The sequence below is a fragment of the Pseudomonas sp. LBUM920 genome, from assembly GCF_003852315.1.
Taxonomy (GTDB): domain Bacteria; phylum Pseudomonadota; class Gammaproteobacteria; order Pseudomonadales; family Pseudomonadaceae; genus Aquipseudomonas.
Genome location: NZ_CP027762.1, coordinates 1,897,113 through 1,915,775, shown reverse-complemented (window position 1 = coordinate 1,915,775; position 18,663 = coordinate 1,897,113). Strand labels below are relative to the sequence as shown.

Annotated in this window: 22 protein-coding genes; 10 read left to right on the top strand and 12 right to left on the bottom strand. The window is 59.6% G+C overall.

Annotation, left to right across the window (positions count from 1 at the left end; translation table 11 throughout):
* Positions 1-31 precede the first annotated feature (31 nt).
* Both C4J83_RS08870 and C4J83_RS08865 read left to right on the top strand, forming a co-directional pair.
* A complete protein-coding gene (locus tag C4J83_RS08870) occupies positions 32-403 on the top strand; it encodes a hypothetical protein (RefSeq protein WP_119739479.1) in 372 nt (123 codons plus the stop codon).
* Positions 404-408: 5 nt separating this feature from the next.
* Positions 409-891 carry a GreA/GreB family elongation factor gene (locus C4J83_RS08865; RefSeq protein ID WP_119740788.1) on the top strand — a complete coding sequence of 161 codons (483 nt, stop codon included), beginning with the start codon at positions 409-411 and terminating at the stop codon, positions 889-891.
* Positions 892-896: 5 nt separating this feature from the next.
* On the opposite strand, the gene cysB is transcribed toward C4J83_RS08865, so the two are convergent.
* From cysB to C4J83_RS08840, 5 genes are all read right to left on the bottom strand, one after another.
* Entirely contained in the window at positions 897-1,871 is a 975-nt protein-coding gene (cysB, locus tag C4J83_RS08860; protein ID WP_003189876.1) for an HTH-type transcriptional regulator CysB, read from the bottom strand.
* Between the two features lie 103 nt (positions 1,872-1,974).
* Complete coding sequence (locus C4J83_RS08855; protein WP_106576826.1) at positions 1,975-2,475, bottom strand: universal stress protein; 501 nt, start codon at positions 2,473-2,475, stop codon at positions 1,975-1,977.
* 66 nt (positions 2,476-2,541) lie between these two features.
* Positions 2,542-3,459, bottom strand: a complete 918-nt coding sequence (locus tag C4J83_RS08850; RefSeq protein ID WP_106576827.1) for a 5'-nucleotidase — start codon at positions 3,457-3,459, stop codon at positions 2,542-2,544.
* A 15-nt stretch (positions 3,460-3,474) separates the two neighbouring features.
* On the bottom strand, positions 3,475-4,437 hold the full coding sequence (locus tag C4J83_RS08845; RefSeq protein ID WP_106576828.1) for a putative 2-dehydropantoate 2-reductase: 963 nt from the start codon (positions 4,435-4,437) through the stop codon (positions 3,475-3,477).
* The gene (locus C4J83_RS08840; protein WP_124416811.1) at positions 4,434-4,820 is read right to left on the bottom strand and encodes a YbbN family protein; all 387 of its coding nucleotides are present in this window, start codon (positions 4,818-4,820) and stop codon (positions 4,434-4,436) included. Before C4J83_RS08840 ends, C4J83_RS08845 begins: the two co-directional genes overlap by 4 nt.
* Here C4J83_RS08840 and C4J83_RS08835 point away from each other — a divergent pair.
* Positions 4,819-5,253, top strand: coding sequence for a PilZ domain-containing protein (locus C4J83_RS08835; protein WP_124416810.1), 435 nt, complete (start codon positions 4,819-4,821; stop codon positions 5,251-5,253). The genes C4J83_RS08840 and C4J83_RS08835 overlap by 2 nt on opposite strands.
* Before the next feature lie 131 nt (positions 5,254-5,384).
* Positions 5,385-6,461 (top strand): 3-deoxy-7-phosphoheptulonate synthase, encoded by a 1,077-nt coding sequence (locus C4J83_RS08830; RefSeq protein WP_060753323.1) that lies wholly within the window; start codon positions 5,385-5,387, stop codon positions 6,459-6,461.
* 66 nt (positions 6,462-6,527) lie between these two features.
* Here C4J83_RS08830 and C4J83_RS08825 read toward each other — a convergent pair whose 3' ends face one another.
* On the bottom strand, positions 6,528-6,809 hold the full coding sequence (locus C4J83_RS08825; protein ID WP_003189869.1) for a GNAT family N-acetyltransferase: 282 nt from the start codon (positions 6,807-6,809) through the stop codon (positions 6,528-6,530).
* A 612-nt stretch (positions 6,810-7,421) separates the two neighbouring features.
* Here C4J83_RS08825 and oprI point away from each other — a divergent pair.
* Positions 7,422-7,673, top strand: a complete 252-nt coding sequence (oprI, locus tag C4J83_RS08820; RefSeq protein WP_003172710.1) for an outer membrane lipoprotei OprI — start codon at positions 7,422-7,424, stop codon at positions 7,671-7,673.
* 134 nt (positions 7,674-7,807) lie between these two features.
* Here the strand turns inward: oprI and C4J83_RS08815 are convergent, their stop codons facing one another.
* The 3 genes from C4J83_RS08815 to C4J83_RS08805 form a co-directional block, all read right to left on the bottom strand.
* On the bottom strand, positions 7,808-8,779 hold the full coding sequence (locus tag C4J83_RS08815) for a L,D-transpeptidase family protein (protein ID WP_106576831.1): 972 nt from the start codon (positions 8,777-8,779) through the stop codon (positions 7,808-7,810).
* A gap of 95 nt (positions 8,780-8,874) precedes the next feature.
* Positions 8,875-9,168: a hypothetical protein gene (locus tag C4J83_RS08810; protein ID WP_016972348.1), complete on the bottom strand. Its 294-nt coding sequence runs from the start codon at positions 9,166-9,168 to the stop codon at positions 8,875-8,877.
* Positions 9,169-9,226: 58 nt separating this feature from the next.
* Complete coding sequence (locus C4J83_RS08805; protein ID WP_164487917.1) at positions 9,227-9,832, bottom strand: arylesterase; 606 nt, start codon at positions 9,830-9,832, stop codon at positions 9,227-9,229.
* A 10-nt stretch (positions 9,833-9,842) separates the two neighbouring features.
* Here C4J83_RS08805 and C4J83_RS08800 point away from each other — a divergent pair, with 10 nt between their 5' ends.
* Complete coding sequence (locus C4J83_RS08800; RefSeq protein WP_005786391.1) at positions 9,843-10,526, top strand: ABC transporter ATP-binding protein; 684 nt, start codon at positions 9,843-9,845, stop codon at positions 10,524-10,526.
* A complete protein-coding gene (locus C4J83_RS08795; protein WP_124416809.1) occupies positions 10,526-13,036 on the top strand; it encodes an ABC transporter permease in 2,511 nt (836 codons plus the stop codon). The genes C4J83_RS08800 and C4J83_RS08795 overlap by 1 nt, the downstream gene beginning before the upstream one ends.
* Positions 13,037-13,081: 45 nt before the next feature.
* Here C4J83_RS08795 and greB read toward each other — a convergent pair whose 3' ends face one another.
* Positions 13,082-13,555, bottom strand: coding sequence for a transcription elongation factor GreB (greB, locus tag C4J83_RS08790; RefSeq protein ID WP_083360479.1), 474 nt, complete (start codon positions 13,553-13,555; stop codon positions 13,082-13,084).
* A gap of 130 nt (positions 13,556-13,685) precedes the next feature.
* Complete coding sequence (locus C4J83_RS08785) at positions 13,686-14,684, bottom strand: hypothetical protein (RefSeq protein ID WP_124416808.1); 999 nt, start codon at positions 14,682-14,684, stop codon at positions 13,686-13,688.
* Between the two features lie 240 nt (positions 14,685-14,924).
* Between C4J83_RS08785 and C4J83_RS08780 the strand changes: the two genes are divergently transcribed.
* The 3 genes from C4J83_RS08780 to C4J83_RS08770 are packed head-to-tail and all read left to right on the top strand — an operon-like array spanning position 14,925 to position 18,334.
* Positions 14,925-15,851 (top strand): ABC transporter ATP-binding protein, encoded by a 927-nt coding sequence (locus tag C4J83_RS08780; protein WP_124416807.1) that lies wholly within the window; start codon positions 14,925-14,927, stop codon positions 15,849-15,851.
* A complete protein-coding gene (locus tag C4J83_RS08775) occupies positions 15,848-16,573 on the top strand; it encodes an ABC-2 transporter permease (protein ID WP_106576836.1) in 726 nt (241 codons plus the stop codon). Before C4J83_RS08780 ends, C4J83_RS08775 begins: the two co-directional genes overlap by 4 nt.
* A 15-nt stretch (positions 16,574-16,588) precedes the next feature.
* On the top strand, positions 16,589-18,334 hold the full coding sequence (locus C4J83_RS08770) for a Gldg family protein (protein WP_124416806.1): 1,746 nt from the start codon (positions 16,589-16,591) through the stop codon (positions 18,332-18,334).
* Positions 18,335-18,338: 4 nt separating this feature from the next.
* On the opposite strand, the gene C4J83_RS08765 is transcribed toward C4J83_RS08770, so the two are convergent.
* Complete coding sequence (locus C4J83_RS08765; protein ID WP_106576838.1) at positions 18,339-18,647, bottom strand: hypothetical protein; 309 nt, start codon at positions 18,645-18,647, stop codon at positions 18,339-18,341.
* Positions 18,648-18,663: the final 16 nt, after the last annotated feature.

Here is an 18,663-nt window from a genome sequence, read left to right as displayed (position 1 = left end):
CCACGCCGCAAATGCCCGCCAGGAGGCCACTATGTCTGATCGTTCGTTGTCGCTGTTCAAGCTCAGTATCGCCGTGGCGTTCGGCCTGTGGCTGGGCTTTATTGCCATTGTGCTGACCACCTGGCTGGCGTCGCGCTACGTGTTCCCGCAAAGCCTGGCGCCGGTGGCTCAGGCCGTTCAGCAACTGGGCAAGCCCGCCACCGTTGTGGCGCCAGAACCGCCGAACCGTATGTTCGAGCAGTACCAGGAAAACCTTCGCAAGCAGGAACAACAGCAAACCCTGGACCAGGCGCGCAACAACGCGCGCAACCTGTCCAACCCCAAATGCCAGTTCTGGCTGCAACAGGACCAGAACGCGCCCAATGAAAAGAGCAAGGCGAATGTCCTGCAATTCTGCGATTGATGCCCATGAATAAGCACGCCGTCCTCCAGTTGATCCTGGAAAAACTCACCGTCGACCTCGACATTGCCCAGCGCGCCGCGCAGACCGCCTACGAGACCGCGACCCACGAAGAGAACATCGCCGAGAACAAGTACGACACGCTGGGGCTGGAAGCGTCTTACCTCGCGGCCGGGCAAGCCAAGCGCGTCGAAGAAATCAAGCAATCGCTCGCGCTGTGCCAGAACCTGCAGTTGCGTGCTTACGATGATCAACGCGGCATAGAAGTCGGTGCGCTGCTGGGTTTGGAAGACGAGAACGGTCGCCAGCAGTGGCTGTTCCTGGCGCCGGATGCGGCGGGCTTGAAGGTCGACGTGGTGGGGCAACCGGTGACCGTCATCACCCCACGCTCGCCGCTGGGCAACAGCCTGCTGGGCAAGTTCGAAGGGGATGAGGTGGAGATTCTGGTGGCGGGCGCCCGGCAACACTTCACGGTTACCGAGGCCCGATAAGCCACTCAGTGGACGGGCAGTTCTACGCCGTCAAACAGCTCTTCCAGTTCTTGCTTGTTGTGGCACTGGATCGCCTTGGCCATGACTTCGCGGGTCAGGTGCGGCGCGAATTTCTCGATGAAATCGCACATGAAGCCACGCAGGAACGTGCCACGACGGAAACCGATCTTGGTCACGCTGGACTCGAACAGCTCACTGGCGTCGAGCACCACCAGGTCTTTGTCGAGGTTGGTATCGACCGCCATCTTGGCCACGATACCCACGCCCAGGCCTAGTCGGACGTAAGTCTTGATCACGTCGGCGTCGGCTGCGGTAAACACTACTTTCGGCGTAAGGCCGCGATGGCTGAAGGCTTCGTCGAGCTTGGAGCGGCCGGTGAAACCGAACACGTACGTCACGATCGGGTATTCGGCCAGGGCTTCGAGGGTCAACTTCGGCAGCTTGGCCAATGGGTGGCCCTGGGGCACGACCACGCAACGGTTCCAGCGGTAGCACGGCATCATCACCAGGTCGCCGAACAGCTCGAGGGCTTCGGTGGCGATGGCGAAATCGACGGTGCCGTCAGCGGCCATCTCGGCGATCTGCATCGGCGAACCCTGGTGCATGTGCAGGGCGACGTCCGGGTATTGCTTGATGAAATCGCGGATCACCGGCGGCAAGGCATAACGCGCCTGGGTGTGCGTGGTGGCGATCGACAGGGTGCCTTTTTTCTCGTTGGAGAATTCCTGGGCGATCTGCTTGATGCTTTCGACTTTACGCAGGATCTCGCCGGCGGTGGTGATGATGCGCTCGCCGGCCGGGGTGACGCGGGTCAAGTGCTTGCCGCTGCGCGCGAACACTTCGACGCCCAGCTCGTCTTCGAGCAGGCGGATCTGCTTGCTGATACCGGGTTGCGAGGTGTAAAGGCTTTGAGCGGTAGCGGAAACGTTGAGGTCGTGGTGCGCCACTTCCCAGATGTAGCGCAGTTGTTGAAGCTTCATATGTGTCCCTCAAAGCAGATAGACGCCACGGGTATCAGCGACGGTATATAACTATATTAAAGGTTAGATGCATAAATCTAGAACTTTTTATCGTTTTTACCGATCAGGCATCGTCACTGCGTCGGCGCTGCAGCGACGGCACCATATAAACCGGCACTGTCGCCAACTGCAGCACCCTGGCGGCCGTGCGCCCAAGCGGCGTGGCAGCGGCCGTTGCGTGGCTGTGACTTCCTACGATCAACAAGTCGACGGAAAGTTTTTGCAGCTGGTCGAGAATGACCTCGCACGGGTCCCCCTGGATCACGCGCACCGAGCGAATCAATTTCAGGTCCTGCTCCCCTTCCCCGAGCTCCTCGCGAAAACTGTCCAGCACCCGCTGCTCGATGGTTGCCATCACCGTGGTCAGCCCCTGGCTCTGCCATTCGCTCAGGGCTTTCTCATCCAGGTAGCTTTGCAACACCGATTCGGCGAACAGCCCGATCGGCTCGACCACATGAATCACATACAAATCCGCCTTGAACGTTCGGGCCAGTGCCAGCGCATGCTGCATGACATAGGGCGCATACAGACCGAGGTCCGTGGCGTACAGCATCGAACGAATCATAGAACCTCCTGGACGGCCAGGATGGCGGGGATTGAATGAGCTTAGCAGCGCCTGCGGGACTGGGGCTCAGCTCTCGGTGTGGATTTTCAACTCATTGCTGATGCCATGGGGCACATGCCCGGTGGCCACCACTTCCCTGGCCTTCTCGCAATGACCGGCCTGGTCATCGAAAAACACATCGGCGGCGAACGCCTCCAGAAACGCGGACTTCTCCAGGCCACCGAGGAACAACGACTCGTCCAGACGGATATCCCATTCGCGCAGGGTGCGAATTACCCGCTCGTGGGACGGCGCCGAACGCGCGGTGACCAACGCTGTGCGAATCGGGCACGCCTCGTCTGCGAACTCGCTCTGCAACACGTTAAGCGCCGCCAGGAACCCCTTGAACGGACCACCGTGCAACGGCTGGCGCGCCGACTCGCGCTCGCTGGCCAGAAATGCCTCCAGCCCGCCTGACTGATAGACACGCTCGGACTCATCGGAAAACAGCACCGCATCACCGTCGAACGCAATCCGCAATTCTTCACTTGAGGCCCGATGCGGGCCGCCCGACAGAATTGTCGCCGCGGCAAAGCCGGCATCCAGTGCACTGCGCACATCGTCGGGATGGGTCGACAGAAACAGGTGGCAACCAAATGCGGCCAGGTAAGGATAGGGACTGCGCCCGCCGACGAACGCGGCGCGGGAAATATCCAGGCCGTAATGCTGGATCGAATTGAACACGCGCAAGCCGGTGTCGGCACTGTTGCGCGACACCAGCACCACTTCGACGCGGGCACGGCCCAGGCTGGCGTTGAGGCTCAAGAGCTTCTTGACCAAAGGGAAGGCGTCGCCGGGCTCGAGGGTTTCTTCCTCGTGCTCGATCTGGTACTTGCGATAAGCCTCTACCCCTTCGGCCAGGTAGACCTTGTGACTGTCACTCAGGTCGAACAGTGCGCGCGACGAAATCGCCAGCACCAGTTTGTCGCCCAATCCCTTCGCCATGGTGTTTCCCCCGAATCAGCGGTTGTGCCGATCAATAAAACTCAAGGCCTGGTAAAGCGCCTGCATGCGTGGCAATTCGCAGCCTGCCGCTTTTGCCGCGGCCAATGGCCGGGCGTAGATCGCCGCCAATTCCAGCGGACGTTTGTGCACATGGTCGTGATACATGCTGGGCAGGTAGTCGTCCATGGTTTCGGTCATGGCGAACATCTGCTCGGCGTAACTGGCAGGGATTTCATGGCCGCAGGCGTGCGCGCCTTTGACCACTTCAGCCATCAATGCCTGGATCAACTCGCGGCTCGATTCATCGGCCATCAGCGCGGTGGTGCCAGTGCCCAGCAACACGGAGAGGCCGTTATACGGCACATTCCACACCAGCTTGTGCCAGCGGGCCTGGTGCACATTGGCCATGGCCTGGGATTCGATACCGGCCTGGTGAAACAGCGCGGCGCCCTCTTCGACAATCGCTCGCTGGCGCGATTCATCGTTGGCCGCGGTGCCGCTGTGGTAACCAAGATTGACCCGGCCCAAGGCCTGATGCTCGACGACGCCCGGCGCAGAGCGGTGCACGCCGATGTAGCACAGGCCACCCAGCAAGTGCAGCGACGGCGGCAGGTGTTCGCGCAGGCTGTCCTCGACGTCGAGGCCATTTTGCAACAGCACCACCCTGGCGTCCGGGGCAGCGACCTGGGCGATGGTCGGCGCGAGGTCCACATTGCCGGTGGATTTGGTGCCCACCAGCAGCCAGTCGCACGCCGGCATATCCGCAGCGCGGGCGTAGGCCTGCACCGGGTGCAGGTGCAACTTGCCATGCAGCGTACTGTTGAGGTGCAGGCCGTGCTCGCTGACCGCCGCGTATTCGCTGCGCAACAGGAAGTGCACGTCGAACCCGGCACGCGCCAGCATCACGCCGTAGAACCCACCGATAGCACCGGTGCCGATAATGCCAATGCGTGGTGACGGGGATGCAACTGCGGTCATGGCAAATCCTCTGGTGTGCGGGTGAGTGCTTGATTCACTGCCTCGGTAAGGTCGGCAAGTGCAAGACGGGTGTGTAACTGCCCAAGGAATTGACCCTCGCACACGAGGAACAAGGCGGGTAAATGAAAGATCTGATAGCGCTCGACCGCACCGCCGTTGTGCCCGGCATCCACCCAGCACACGCGGTCGACCGGCAAACGCCAGCCCGGCAGCTGCTGACGTGCCCAGCGGCAACTGGAACAACCGACACTGGTAAATACCACCAGCGAAATACCTGGCAATACCAGCAGTTGCTGGTCAATATCCAGGTCGGTCAATTCCAGTTCCTTCACTATACTGCTGCCACCGCCGTCAACTGGACGGTGCTCGGAGTCCGTGTACATGGGTCGTTTTTTACCTCACCCTGATGATGTCGCCGTCGAGTTAATCCAACGCCCCGCTCCCGCCATTCCCCGCCAACGCCTGCACACTATCGGCCTGGGCGGCGTCGCCTGCAATTGCCCGCGTGCCTGGCGCCAGGGCACGGCGGTTGATCTGCGCATCCCTTCCCTGGGCGCCAGCGCCCGTTATCCGGGCTATGTAGCCTGGTGCCGCAAGCTCGAAAAAGGCTATCGCATCGGCATCTCTTTTACCGATGAGCACGCATTGTTCGGTGCGCGAATGGGCGAGCAAGTGTGCCAGATCGAACGCTACTGCCGCTTGCATGAAGACGCCGAGCCGACACCTGCGCAACTCGAAGCCATGGCTCGCGAGTGGGTCTCGCGTCATGCCGGTGAGTTCTCCCGCGAGACTTTTGTGGCGCTGGCGCTGGATTAAAGCCGGTTTTGCCCATTGTCGCGGGCCCGTGTTACGCGCTAAGGTTCCTCCCCCCTGCATTCAAATCATGCTGTGCTCCGCCGCACGGGGATGGCTGGCGGCCGGCACCCGTGACCCTGACGAGTAACACGATGGCTGATTTACCGATCAACGACCTTAACGTCGAATCCAACGAGACCCTGATCACGCCCGATCAGCTCAAGCGCGAAATCCCTCTGAGCGACGCTGCCCTGCAGACCGTCACCAAGGGCCGCGAAGTCATCCGTGACATTCTCGACGGCACCGACCACCGCCTCTTTGTGGTGATCGGCCCTTGCTCGATCCACGACCTCAAGGCTGCCCACGAATACGCCGAGCGCCTCAAAGTGCTGGCGGCTGAAGTGTCCGACACCTTGTACCTGGTGATGCGCGTCTACTTCGAAAAACCGCGCACTACCGTCGGCTGGAAAGGTTTGATCAACGACCCGTACCTGGATGACTCGTTCAAGATTCAGGACGGCTTGCACATTGGTCGTCAATTGCTGCTGGACCTGGCTGAAATGGGCCTGCCCACCGCCACCGAAGCCCTCGACCCGATCTCCCCGCAGTACCTGCAGGACCTGATCAGCTGGTCGGCCATCGGCGCGCGCACCACCGAATCCCAGACTCACCGCGAAATGGCGTCCGGGCTGTCTTCGGCCGTCGGTTTCAAAAACGGCACCGATGGCGGCCTGACCGTCGCGATCAATGCGCTGCAATCGGTGTCCAGCCCGCACCGCTTCCTGGGGATCAACCAGGAAGGTGGCGTGTCCATCGTCACCACCAAGGGCAATGCCTACGGGCACGTGGTCCTGCGCGGCGGCAACGGCAAGCCCAACTATGATTCGGTCAGCGTTGCGCTGTGCGAGCAGGCGCTGAACAAGGCCAAGATCAAGCCGAACATCATGGTCGACTGCAGCCACGCCAACTCCAACAAGGACCCGGCCCTGCAGCCGCTGGTAATGGAAAACGTCGCCAACCAGATCCTCGAAGGCAACCAGTCGATTATCGGCCTGATGGTCGAGAGCCATCTGAACTGGGGTTGCCAGGCCATTCCAAAAGACCTGGCCGACTTGCAGTACGGCGTGTCGATCACCGATGCCTGCATCGACTGGTCCGCCACCGAAACCACCCTGCGCAGCATGCACGCCAAGCTCAAGGACGTATTGCCGAAACGCAAACGCACTTGAAACGCTGAATTGCGCACACAAAAACGCCGGGCTTAGCCCGGCGTTTTTCGTGGTGCGGTCGCTCAGTTACAGCTTCGCGGCATGGCGCTGGTGGCGCTCCATGTAGCGCTCTACATAAGAGCACGAGGGGATCACCGTGTAGCCGGCCTCTTCGGCGAACTTCAACGCTTCTTCGGTCAACGCCGCAGCAATGCCACGGCCCCGCAACGCGTTGGGCACGAAGGTGCGATAGATATCCAAGGTCTGTTTACCGAGGTCCATATAGGTCAGATAGGCACGATGACCGTCCACATTGGTCTCGAACTGATGACCTGCCTGGTCATGGTGGATGGACAACGCCTCGCTCATCACTACTCCTCGCGGGTCTTGGATTTTGACCCCTACCTTACCGATGTTTTTCCGGCGAAGGAACATCTACGCCACCCCGTGCCGGTTTCGACAACGAGAAAACCTATAGCGCTCACAACCAGCACGTAGGGAATAGTAGTCACCAATGCTGCAATAGCTCAAGGCGCACTCGTCATCCCTTGCCGCTGGCGGTTACAGAAAGGGCCTCGATCAATGAGTGATCGATAGCCTGAACATTGCCGGCAGTTGAATCTTGAGACGAACTGCCGCTCTTAAAGTCACCTCTACATACGCAAAAGATGCACGAGTCGGTAACGGCCAACTGAAAAAAAGTGTCAACGTCGATATATAAATCTTTGCCTGTTTACCGGACCCGGCACATGCGGGCCGGACCTCTCAGCCTGGATCGAGTTCCCAGGGAAATGAAAAAATCTGGAGGCTTTTTATACAATCCTCCCAAAGATTAGCCAAAACAGATTCGGCGCAAGAATTTTTTTTGCTTCTTGCGCTACGTCAGTTTACTTACTACAAGTAATGAGTAGTATGTACGCCGGCTATCCGCTCACTCTGAGAAAGTAGCCATTTAATAGAAAGTCCTTGAAGGGGAACACGATGAACAACGTTCTGAAATTCTCTGCTCTGGCTCTGGCCGCAGTTCTGGCTACCGGTTGCAGCAGCGTCTCCAAAGAAACCGAAGCTCGTCTGACTGCAACTGAAGACGCAGCAGCTCGCTCCCAGGCTCGTGCAGACGAAGCCTACCGTAAAGCTGATGAAGCTCTGGCTGCTGCTCAAAAAGCACAACAGACTGCTGACGAAGCTAACGAGCGCGCTCTGCGCATGCTTGAAAAAGCAAGCCGCAAGTAATAATCCTTCGGGGTTGTTATCAAGCCGATCCATTCTTGGGTCGGCTTTTTATTGCCTGGGATTCGGCCCTGAAGCCCGCGCAATAAAAAGCCCGCCGCAGCGCAAGGCTGAGGCGGGCCTGGGGTCGAGCAGGCTTACTGCTGCAGATCGACCGGCGTACTGGACGCCACTGGCGCATTGGCGCCCGGTACACCAATCTCCGTTGGCAGACCGTCTTCGGCCGCCACTACATCGCGCACCTGATCCCAGTTCACCCGCAGGTTATTGGCCAGGTCTTCGCGCTTAAGCAGGGCATTGATGACCGCCGTGTGCTTGTCGACCACGGACGGCGTGCCGTCATCGTTCAGCGGTGTATGCGCCTCAAGGTAGACCTTGCCGCCGCTGCTGCCGAACTTGTAGGCATCATTGATGATGCGCACCGATGTGCCGACCGGCACCATGTCGGCCATTTCCAGCACATTGTTGTTGAACATGCGGAAGCAGCCGTGGCTTGTACGCGTGCCGATACCAAATTTCATGTTGGAACCGTGAATCAAGTAACCCGGCGTGCCCAAGGTGAACTTGAACGGGCCCAGTGGGTTGTCCGGACCGGCAGGCACCACGTTAGGCAGCGGGTCACCATTGGCAGCGTGCTCGGCCTTGATCGACGCGGGCGGCGTCCAGGTCGGGTTGGGGATCTTACCGGTGATGGTGGTGTGCGCGACCGGCGACCCCCAGCCTTCACGGCCGATGCCCAAGGGGAACGTGTAAACCACATTCTGGCCCTTGGGGTAATAGTAAAGCCGGTATTCCGCCAGGTTGATCACAATGCCTTCACGAGGACCCGGCGGCAGGATGAAACGCGTCGGCAGCACGATCTCCGTGCCCGCCCCCGGCAACCAGGCGTCGACGCCTGGGTTGGCCGCGACCATTTCCGAATAACCCAGGTCGTAGGTGGTGCCCAGGTCGGCAAAGGTGTCTTCGTACTTGGCCTTGATCACCTGAACCTGACCGACAATGTCTTCACCTGGCGGCGGCAAGGGCAACTGCAGCGCTGATGCCGAGCCGACTGCACAGAGCGCAGCGAGGGACAGGCAGCAGGAAACGACGGAAAGGCGCGACAACATCCGGAAAATCCTTCGCAGAACGACGGGTAGGAAAAAACTGATTGTACACGGGTGTCAGAGGGTAAGGCAGAGGGCCTGCGACCGTGCGCAAGCCTTTACAGCTCGAAACGCAGCTCCGGCCAGATCGGCGGTGTGCCACGCTTCTGCGATTCGAGGATGGCTCGGCACAGGGGGCACAGTCGCTGGTCTTGAAAGATCGAGCGGTCGACCGAGGACCAACGCGGTTGTGCGGGCAATAAAGTCCCGCAAAGCGTGCGATCGATCGAGCCGCCCAACTCCAATTGACGTGCGACCAGATGCACCCGAACTTCCTGGCAGGCGAACAGGTCCAGCTGCTCGTCAGGCTCGATCAGTTGGTAATTGAACAGGGACCAGGCAGGGCGCGACATCGGGGGCTCCAGATCGGGGGGGCGCCACCTTAGCCGAAAGCCTGCCGGTATAAAAGCGTCATAGCAGCGGTTTTAGCGTTGGCCAGACATTTTCCAGCAACTTGCCCTGGGCACCGACCGCCGGGTGCAGCTGATCGGCCTGCATCAACTCTGGATGACCACCCACACCTTCAAGGAAAAACGGCACCAGCGGGATACTTTTTTCCTTGGCCAAGGCGCCATACACTTCGGCAAACGCCGTGGTGTATTTGGGACCGTAGTTGGGCGGCAGCTGCATGCCCAGCAGCAGCACCTTGGCGCCGCCGGCCTTGGACTGGTCAATCATCGACGCAAGATTTTGTTTCAATTGCGCTGGCGGCTGGCCGCGCAGGCCATCGTTACCGCCCAGCTCGAGGATCACCAGGTCCGGCTTATGCTCTGCAAGCGCCGCCGGCAGCCGCGCGAGACCACCTGCGCTGGTGTCGCCGCTGATGGACGCATTGACCACTTTGTCGTCAAAACCTTCCTGCTTGAGCCGCTGCTCCAGCAAGGCCACCCACCCTTTGCTGGTATCCAGGCCGAAACCGGCACTGATACTATCGCCAACGATCAGGACTGTACCCGCCGCTGCGTTCTGGGCCATGCACATCAAGGCCAGGCCAGCACTCAAAAACCACATTCGCATCGGATTCTCCATGGGCGCAAGCATTCTCACCGCGCGGAACCTTAGCAAAGTGGTTCCCAGCGCGGAAGGTGAACTGACTATCCTGCACGAACTTAGCCTGGAACTGAACAAGGGCGATAGCCTGGCTATCGTCGGCAGCTCCGGCTCCGGCAAATCCACCCTCCTGGGCCTGTTGGCCGGCCTCGACCTGCCCAGCAGTGGCGAAGTCACACTGGCAGGCCAAGCCTTGAGCACCCTGGATGAAGACCAGCGCGCGCGCATCCGCGCCGAGCACGTCGGCTTCGTGTTCCAGTCATTCCAGCTGCTCGACAGTCTCAATGCCCTGGAAAACGTCATGCTGCCGCTGGAACTCGACGGCCGCAAGGACGCCCGCGAGCGCGCCAGACACCTGCTCGAGCGCGTCGGATTGGGCCAACGGCTGACCCACTCGCCGCGCCAGCTTTCCGGTGGCGAGCAACAACGGGTTGCCATCGCCCGAGCCTTCGCCGCCGAACCGGATGTGCTGTTTGCCGACGAACCCACCGGCAACCTCGACAGCCACACCGGCGAACGTATCAGCGACCTGCTGTTCGAGCTTAATAAAGAAAGCGGCACGACCCTGGTACTCGTCACCCACGACGAGCGCCTGGCCCACCGTTGCCGACGCCTGATCCGCCTTGAAGCCGGCCTGATGGTCGCGCCCCTGGAGCCTTGATGGCACGTTTGCCGCTGTTGCGCCTGTTCAGCCTTGCCATGCGTCAATTGCTGCGCGATGCCCGCGCCGGCGAGTTGCGCGTATTGTTCTTTGCGCTGGTGGTGGCCGTGGCGGCCAGCACCGCCATCGGCTACTTCGGTGCACGCCTCAATGGCGCCATGCTGTTGCGTGCCACCGAGTTCCTCGGCGCCGACCTGGTACTCGAAGGCAGCTCGCCAGCCCGTCCCGAGCAAATCAAATCCGGGACCGAACTGGGCCTGGATCATGCTCGCATCGTTGAGTTCTCCAGCGTCATCGCCACGGATAATGGCATTCAGCTTTCCAGCATCAAGGCGGTCAACGAGCAGTACCCGCTGCGTGGCGAGCTCAAAAGTGCGGCAGAACCGTTCGGCACTGAAACCCCAGGCGGCGGGCCCAAGCCCGGTGAAGCCTGGGTGGAAGCAAGGCTGCTGACGGCGCTGGACCTGAAAGTCGGCGACAGCATCGATGTCGGCATGAAGACCCTGCGGCTGACGCGCATACTGACTTACGAGCCAGACCGCGCTGGTAACTTCTACAGCCTTACACCCCGCGTCATGATCAACCTTGCCGACCTCGATGCCACCGGCGTGGTGCAGCCCGGCAGCCGCGTGAGTTACCGTGAACTGTGGCGCGCGCCTCAAGGCAGCACGGCGCTGCAAACCTATCGCGACCTGGTCAAGCCAGGCCTCGCCGCCAACCAGCGCCTGCAGGATTCGCGAGACGGCAACCAGCAAATCGGCGGCGCGCTGGGCAAGGCCGAGCGCTACCTGAACATGGCCAGCCTGGTCGCGGTCTTGCTGGCTGGCGTGGCGGTGGCGTTGTCGGCCAATCGCTTCGCCAGCCGACGCTTCGATGCCAGTGCATTGTTGCGCTGCCTTGGGCTGTCGCGCCGCGAGGCGATGTTGCTGTTCACCCTGCAACTGAGCGTGCTGGGCGTGGCGGCAAGCCTAGCCGGCGCCCTGCTGGGCTGGCTGGCGCAGTTTGGTCTGTTCTATTTCCTGCACGACTTGCTGCCGGCGGACGTGCCGCCCGGCGGGCTGCTGCCGGCGGTCGCGGGCATCGGCACCGGGCTGGTCGCCCTCGCCGGCTTCGCCTTGCCGCCCCTGGCGGCGCTGGGGCGTGTGCCACCGCTGCGGGTTTTGCGCCGTGACCTGCTGCCGATCCCGTCCAGTACCTGGATGGTGTATGGTGCGGCGCTGTTTGCGCTCGGCCTGATTATGTGGCGCCTCAGCCTCGACCTGGTGCTGACCTTCGCCTTGCTGGGCGGCGGCGTGGTGGCTGCGCTGATCCTCGGCGGCCTGTTGCTGTTATTGCTGCAAAGCCTGCGGCGCTTGTTGGCCCGCGCCACGCTGCCCTGGCGTCTGGGCCTGGGGCAGTTGCTGCGTCATCCGTTGGCGGCGGCCGGGCAGTCGCTGGCGTTTGGTCTGATCCTGCTGTCCATGGGCTTGATCGCCCTGCTGCGTGGCGAGTTGCTGGACACCTGGCAAAACCAGTTGCCCAAGGATGCGCCCAACTATTTCGCCCTGAACATCCTGCCGGCCGACAAAGACGCCTTCAGCGCCCGACTCCTGGATGTGCAAGCGCAATCGGCGCCGTTGTACCCCGTGGTGCCGGGTCGGCTGATCAGCATCAATGGCGAACCGGTGCAGGAAATTGTCAGCAAAGACTCGAGCGGCGACCGAGCGGTGCAGCGTGACTTGAGCCTGACCTGGGCGGCCGACTTGCCACCGGGCAATGTGCTGACAGCCGGCTCCTGGTGGTCACAGCAACCGGGCGATGAGGTCCCCGGGGTTTCGGTGGAAGCCAAGGTGGCTGAAAGCCTGAAGCTCAAACTCAACGATCATCTGATCTTTACCGTCGGCGGAGAAAATCGTGAAGCGCGGGTCACCAGCCTGCGGACCATCAACTGGGATAACTTCCAGCCCAATTTTTTCATGATCTTCCAACCGGGCACCTTGAAGGACCTTCCCGCAACTTACTTGACCAGCTTCTACCTGGCGCCAGGCCATGATCAGCAGATCGTTGACCTGTCACGGGCGTTCCCAGCCGTCACCATTCTGCAGGTCGAGGCTTTGCTGGAGCAGTTGCGCAGCATCCTCGCCCAAGTGACCCTGGCGGTGGAATACGTATTGTTGTTTGTACTGGCGGCCGGCATGGCGGTGCTGTTTTCCGGTTTGCAGGCCACCCTGGATGAGCGCATTCGCCAGGGGGCATTGCTGCGCGCACTGGGCGCAGAGCGCAAGTTGCTGGTCAAGGCACGCCGCATCGAGTTCGGCTTGCTCGGCGCAGTCAGCGGCCTGCTGGCAGCGCTGGGTACGGAGTTGGTGACAGGGGTGTTGTACCGCTACGCGTTCGACCTGGCCTGGCACCCTCATCCGTGGCTGTTACTGCTGCCGGTGATCGGTGCCGTACTGATCGGCGGTGCCGGCGTATTCGGCACGCGTCGTGCGTTGAATGCCAGCCCACTGACGGTATTGCGCGAAGGTTGAAACATTGATGGCCCGTACGCTATTCGGAATACGGGCCAGCAGCGTTTATTTCACATACTCGATACCGGTAATCCACCAGCACACCTCGCCGGTCGGGGTTTGCACGATGGCCTCATCGTCGACTTCCTTACGGAGCAACGCCCGGGCCATCGGTGAGTCGATGGAGATGTAGTCCATGCGCTCATAAATCTCGTCATAGCCAACGATACGAAAACGCTTGGTCTCGCCCTGCTCGTTTTCGATATCAACCCAGGCGCCGAAGAATACCTTGCCTTCCTGCTCAGGCATGTATTCCACCACGCGCATATCTTCCAGCCGCTTGCGCAAGTAGCGCACCCGCCGGTCAATTTCGCGCAGCAGCTTCTTGTTGTACTGGTAGTCCGCGTTTTCGCTGCGATCCCCCAGAGACGCCGCCCAGGTCACTTTACGCGTGGTGTCCGGACGTTTTTCACGCCACAGATAATCCAGCTCTTTTTTTAGCGCCTCATGACCTTCTTTGGTAATCAGCTTGGTACTCAAACGCTTGCATCCCCAGACAATGTCCAATGGTGCCGAAACGCCACAGCATCATGCCTTGGCGTCGACTGGCAGGGGGGATGATAAATGAACTATGAAAAGTAGCCAGATCAGCAAGCACATTGCTTCAACTCTAGCCTTCCAGGGTTTGATCCAGTTCAAGCAGCACACCCTGCAACCGCTGTCGCATACCTGACACCTGCGACATCGCCAGCGCCAGCTTCTGGGCTTTCTGGCTGACGTATGCTTGCTGCTCCTGCAATTGCGTCGCGTGCTGCTCCAGCTCACGATCCTTTTCATCCAGTTCGCCCTGCTTTTGTTGCAGCCGGGCCTGCCACTGCTCAAGCACTTTTTCTCGCTCAATGACCGCGTTTTTTTGTTGCGTCAGGTCCTGGGCGACCTTGGCAAGATTGGTCAACGTGCTGTCCAGCTCAGGCATCAATGCATGTTCCATTTCAACGGGGCGCTGCACTGGCGCGGGTTCACTCGGTGCCAGTTGAGCCGGCTGCGCAAAGGGCTCTGCCAGCGCTACCTTCTGCGCAGTTGCGACGGGGATATCCAACGCCTCAGCAACCACAGGCTCAAGCACCGGCGGCTCGACGGGCGTGGGTGGGCTTGAAGTTCTGGCGGGCGGGATCATTTGTGATGAGAAGCGAATGGACGGCACGATCAAGGAAGCACTTTCGATCGCAGGCAAGACAGGCGCAGACATGCCCAAGGTAATCACCTTCATTACCAATGCCTTCTTGATGATCATCGAATGATGATCCTCCGGTCTGGCCGGCGGTAATTTGCAGCCTTTCAAATCAATGAAATGGAAAGCGATCGAACTGTCGTTCACTGCGCTGGCTTTAGTGCCGGAGGCTGCCGCGGCCATCAGGATCTGCTTGAAGACTTGCATAGCCACTTGCAGGTCTTCCTTGGACTCGACACTGCCCAGAAAATGCCGGTCGAGTTTTTTCCGTAACGCGGCGATGTAAACCCTGGAGTTGCCCGGCTCAGTCTCTTCATCAAGGCTATAGACGAGAAAGTTGCAGTCGATCTGGGCAACAGCAAACCCGCAGAGCAGCGCACCGTTAACCGGCGCGTCCTGGCCACTGCGTTCTAGAACAAGAGTACGTAGAAGCATCATGATAATCAGGTCTCGTTACAAAAGAGCAAACCTTACATAAACGCCAGATAAAGAATCCGACCGTTAACCATTCTCGAAACAGCGCAATTGTTTCAGTAAGTTATCCGGCTTGACGTAGGACTTTTCTTATAACCTCGCCCGCGCGTTCCCAAGCGTATTGATTAAACGTAACCTTTTTAACGCTCAACTATCCACGACACGCACGTCCCATACGCTCAGCCAAACTTAATCGGTAAAAAAATGCTCGAGATAAGCAGCCTGACTAAGTACTTGGGCAAAAGTAAAGTCATCAACAACTTCTCATTGTTTGCTCAGCGCCAGGAATGTATTGGTCTGTTTGGGGAAGACGGCGCCGGCAAAACAACCTTGCTGAACTTGATCGCCGGCATCGCCAATCCCTCCTCCGGGTCCATCACCGTCCATGGGTTCAACACCCAGACCCATCCACTTCAAGCACGCAAAGTCCTCGGCTATCAGCTCCAGGCCGGGCTCAGCCATCAGACGATGTCCGTTAAAGGCTTTCTCAACTTCATTGCCGACGTTCGAGGGTTCACCGGCGCTGAAAAACGCAGCCGAGTGGATCGAGCAGCCATGCGCCTGGAATTGTCGCGTGTGCTCAACGTTCCTGTCGGTGCGCTTTGCGTAGGTTTGAAGCGCAAGGTAGCCATCGCGCAAGCCATCCTGCATACACCCAGCCTGCTTCTGCTGGATGAACCGACCGAGGGTCTGGCGCCGAATCAACGGATCAAATTCAGAACACTGGTCCAGTCCCTGACCGAAGAAATGGCGGTGATTATCGCCTCCCGGCATTGCGACGAGCTGGCCAGCCTGTGCACGCGGGCACTGGTTATCGCGCGCGGCCAGTTGGTGGCTGACACGCCGCTGCCCGAGTTTCAGCGCAAATCCCGACACTACCGGGCCGTCACCCTGGCCGCAGAAACCCCGCTGGATTTACTCGCATTGGCCGTCTTACCCGGCGTCGCCGGCATAGAAGAAGACCGGCATACACCCGGCACCGTGACCGTTCTGGCCCTGCCCGGTCACAGCATCTATCCCCATATCAACGCACTTATCGCCCATCGCGGCTGGAACATCACGTCATTGAAACTGGAAACAGGGCGCCTGAACGAAGTCGTTCGCCATTTGAGTCATGAGGTATCTCTTTGAAACTGCTGCCGGTGATTTTCAAGCGTCAACTCGTCAGCTATGCCCGTACGCCAGGCACGTACCTGAGTGTTGCTGCGTTTGTACTGCTGTGCGCGGCACTGGGGCTGAATACGAGCCCATGGCTCGAAGAAGGCGGTGCTGATTTACAGGTGTTTTTCCAGTTACACCCTTGGCTCTACCTGCTGCTGATTCCAAGCTTGTCAACGCAGCTGTGGTCGGACGAACATAACCCTGGCATGCGCAACATGATGAAAACGCTGCCCATCACGACCGTCGAACGGGTGTTGGGGAAATTTCTGGCCGCATGGGTCGTGTGTGGCATTGCCTTGGCCCTGACTTTCCCTTTGGTGGTTGTCGCCAACTACCTGGGCGCTGCGGACAACGCCGTTATCACCTCACAATTTCTGGCGAGCGGGTTGCTCGCGGGAAGTTATCTATCGGTGGGATGCTTTATTTGCGCACTGACTCATCGGCGCATCGTTATTTTCCTACTTTCGCTCGGTTTGCTGCTTACAGTCAGCATGCTTTCTTCAGCACTGGATGCCCTTGAGCACCAGGCGCCTATTTGGGTGGTAGACAGTCTGATCGCGCTTGACCCGATCTTACGCTTCGGCACTCTCGACAACGGCAAACTGACACTCCATGACAGCCTGTACTTCGTCAGCATGATCCTTGCCTTTCTTGCGGCAACAGCAGTCACACTCAATTACAAAACCCGTTGAGAAGGAAAGCACCGCATGCGATCCGCTATTCGCACGGGTATGACACTTACGGTCATATCATTACTCTTTCTGGCCTTTAATCTGGTCTGGGTAAACAACCTTCCCGATATCCGTTGGGACTTTTCACAACACAAAATCCATACGTTGTCGCCGCAGGCCCGGCAACTGCTCGCCTCACTTGAGGAACCACTGGATTTGTATTACTTCAACTCACGCCATGATCCGCGAAAAAGCCAAGCGTTGAAACGCTATGGCGAACGGGTGGGAGATCTGCTTGAGGAGTTCGAAAAAGCCGCCAGGGGCAGGATTAACTTGCACGTTATTGATCCGGGGCCTTATTCAGAAGAGGCCTATAAAGCGGGCCTGTTCGGGCTGGACGACACACGCGGGTTTCTCGGTCTGATAGGTGTGCGTGCAGGCCAGGCTGCACAACGTATCGACGCATTCAGCCTGGATGACGAACCGATGCTCGAATATGAAATAAGCCACTTGATCTACACACTGGGGCACCCAGCGCCACCCGTTATTGGCGTGCTGACAGGGTTGGCGTTGAACGAGTCCGGCGGGTTGTTACTGGCGAAAATGCATCAGCACTTCACCCTCGAAAGCCTGGCAGCGAACATTCCCCAAGTGCCTGAATCGATCGGGACGCTGATGGTCGTCCACCCGCGCGTACTGCCAGAGCGAACCCTGTACGCGATCGAACAGTTTGTCCTCAGGGGCGGAAAACTGCTGATCTTTCTCGACCCACTGAGCGAGAGCGCGTCAGACGCCGCGCCGGCAAATCCCATGCTGGACGGCCTGCTTGCCGCATGGGGCGTACAGATGCCGGCGGACAAGCTGCTGGTGGATAATCTCTACGCCTCGTCGGCGTCTCCCGGCGCTGGCAAGCCGACCGTCTTCCATCCGGCCAGGTTGAGCCTGCCGCGCCAGGCGATGACGGCGGACGACGTCAGCGCGTGGAAACTGGATACGGTGATTGTCTCGAGCAGTGGCGCACTTTCTCGCATCAGGAAAAGCCGCACGCTGCTCACCCCGCTGCTGCAAAGCTCCACGCAGTCTGCGCTATTGGACGCTGCGCGCTTTGCATCAACCACCGCACTCGACTCACTGATCGAACAACCGTCTGCTGTCGGCCAACGCCAGGTGATAGCGGCTCGCCTCGGCGGCCCCGCCTATTCCGCATTTCCAGACGGTGTCGACGGGCAGTCTGCTGGTTTGCAAAAGGCCGCAGACATTCAGGTGGTGGTGGTCGCCGACACTGATTTACTCATGGACTCTGTCATCAGCTCTGCCGCCAACAGCAACGTTACGTTTATCTTGAATACCTTGGATAACCTGGCGGCTCCTGACGTTCTCGCGAGCATTCGACCCCGTGCAACGGCCAGCCAATCGCCCAACCCGCTTTCAGACGTGCGCGAAGCCGCTGCACAGGCCTACGCCCAAAAGGCGGGAGAACTTGAACGACGGCTTGAGCGAACCGAGCACGAATGGCAACGCCTGAAACCGCCAGACACCGGCTTCGGCACCCAAGCGGTGAATACCAATGCCCAGCTGCAGGCACTGAACAAGGAACGCCTGCGACTGCCCATGGAGTTACAGGCGCTCAAGGTCGAGGCTTACGCATCGGTGCATAAAGTGGAGCTAACCCTGAAACTGCTGCTGATCAGCGCCGTACCGCTGCTGTTGTGCCTTATCGCGTGGATGGTGTCGCTTTACAACCGGCGACGTCGATCGGCCGTGACCGCCATCCAGCTCTAAGCCTTCAACGACGAGCGATCAGCCCTTGGCGGGCAATGCGCGTCAGCTGACGGATGACTTCATCGGCATCAGCGGCGCTAGGCGCCTGAATTACCGCAAGGTCGAAACTGTTGGTGGCAAATCGGGCCAGGGAGTCGCCATCTTCCACAAACTGGATCAGGAACGCCGAAGGCCGCCCGGTGCGACGCGGCCAGCCATCGAGGTAACGCAGCAGCGTAGGCTGGTGCTTGCCACCCAGGAGGATTTTCGGATTGCGCTGAGTCAGGTCCGCGGTGATCGGGGCCAGGCGTATGAGGGGGCGAAGTGCATTCATCGTGTCGTGTCTCTGC

What these genes read in the sequence shown, in the direction of transcription:
- C4J83_RS08870 (WP_119739479.1), top strand. Translation starts at nt 32, where the DNA reads ATGTCTGATCGTTCGTTGTCGCTGTTCAAGCTCAGTATCGCCGTGGCG.
- C4J83_RS08865 (WP_119740788.1), top strand. Translation starts at nt 409, where the DNA reads ATGAATAAGCACGCCGTCCTCCAGTTGATCCTGGAAAAACTCACCGTC.
- cysB (WP_003189876.1), bottom strand. Translation starts at nt 1,871, where the DNA reads ATGAAGCTTCAACAACTGCGCTACATCTGGGAAGTGGCGCACCACGAC.
- C4J83_RS08855 (WP_106576826.1), bottom strand. Translation starts at nt 2,475, where the DNA reads ATGATTCGTTCGATGCTGTACGCCACGGACCTCGGTCTGTATGCGCCC.
- C4J83_RS08850 (WP_106576827.1), bottom strand. Translation starts at nt 3,459, where the DNA reads ATGGCGAAGGGATTGGGCGACAAACTGGTGCTGGCGATTTCGTCGCGC.
- C4J83_RS08845 (WP_106576828.1), bottom strand. Translation starts at nt 4,437, where the DNA reads ATGACCGCAGTTGCATCCCCGTCACCACGCATTGGCATTATCGGCACC.
- C4J83_RS08835 (WP_124416810.1), top strand. Translation starts at nt 4,819, where the DNA reads ATGGGTCGTTTTTTACCTCACCCTGATGATGTCGCCGTCGAGTTAATC.
- C4J83_RS08840 (WP_124416811.1), bottom strand. Translation starts at nt 4,820, where the DNA reads ATGTACACGGACTCCGAGCACCGTCCAGTTGACGGCGGTGGCAGCAGT.
- C4J83_RS08830 (WP_060753323.1), top strand. Translation starts at nt 5,385, where the DNA reads ATGGCTGATTTACCGATCAACGACCTTAACGTCGAATCCAACGAGACC.
- C4J83_RS08825 (WP_003189869.1), bottom strand. Translation starts at nt 6,809, where the DNA reads ATGAGCGAGGCGTTGTCCATCCACCATGACCAGGCAGGTCATCAGTTC.
- oprI (WP_003172710.1), top strand. Translation starts at nt 7,422, where the DNA reads ATGAACAACGTTCTGAAATTCTCTGCTCTGGCTCTGGCCGCAGTTCTG.
- C4J83_RS08815 (WP_106576831.1), bottom strand. Translation starts at nt 8,779, where the DNA reads ATGTTGTCGCGCCTTTCCGTCGTTTCCTGCTGCCTGTCCCTCGCTGCG.
- C4J83_RS08810 (WP_016972348.1), bottom strand. Translation starts at nt 9,168, where the DNA reads ATGTCGCGCCCTGCCTGGTCCCTGTTCAATTACCAACTGATCGAGCCT.
- C4J83_RS08805 (WP_164487917.1), bottom strand. Translation starts at nt 9,832, where the DNA reads ATGCGAATGTGGTTTTTGAGTGCTGGCCTGGCCTTGATGTGCATGGCC.
- C4J83_RS08800 (WP_005786391.1), top strand. Translation starts at nt 9,843, where the DNA reads ATGGGCGCAAGCATTCTCACCGCGCGGAACCTTAGCAAAGTGGTTCCC.
- C4J83_RS08795 (WP_124416809.1), top strand. Translation starts at nt 10,526, where the DNA reads ATGGCACGTTTGCCGCTGTTGCGCCTGTTCAGCCTTGCCATGCGTCAA.
- C4J83_RS08785 (WP_124416808.1), bottom strand. Translation starts at nt 14,684, where the DNA reads ATGATGCTTCTACGTACTCTTGTTCTAGAACGCAGTGGCCAGGACGCG.
- C4J83_RS08780 (WP_124416807.1), top strand. Translation starts at nt 14,925, where the DNA reads ATGCTCGAGATAAGCAGCCTGACTAAGTACTTGGGCAAAAGTAAAGTC.
- C4J83_RS08770 (WP_124416806.1), top strand. Translation starts at nt 16,589, where the DNA reads ATGCGATCCGCTATTCGCACGGGTATGACACTTACGGTCATATCATTA.
- C4J83_RS08765 (WP_106576838.1), bottom strand. Translation starts at nt 18,647, where the DNA reads ATGAATGCACTTCGCCCCCTCATACGCCTGGCCCCGATCACCGCGGAC.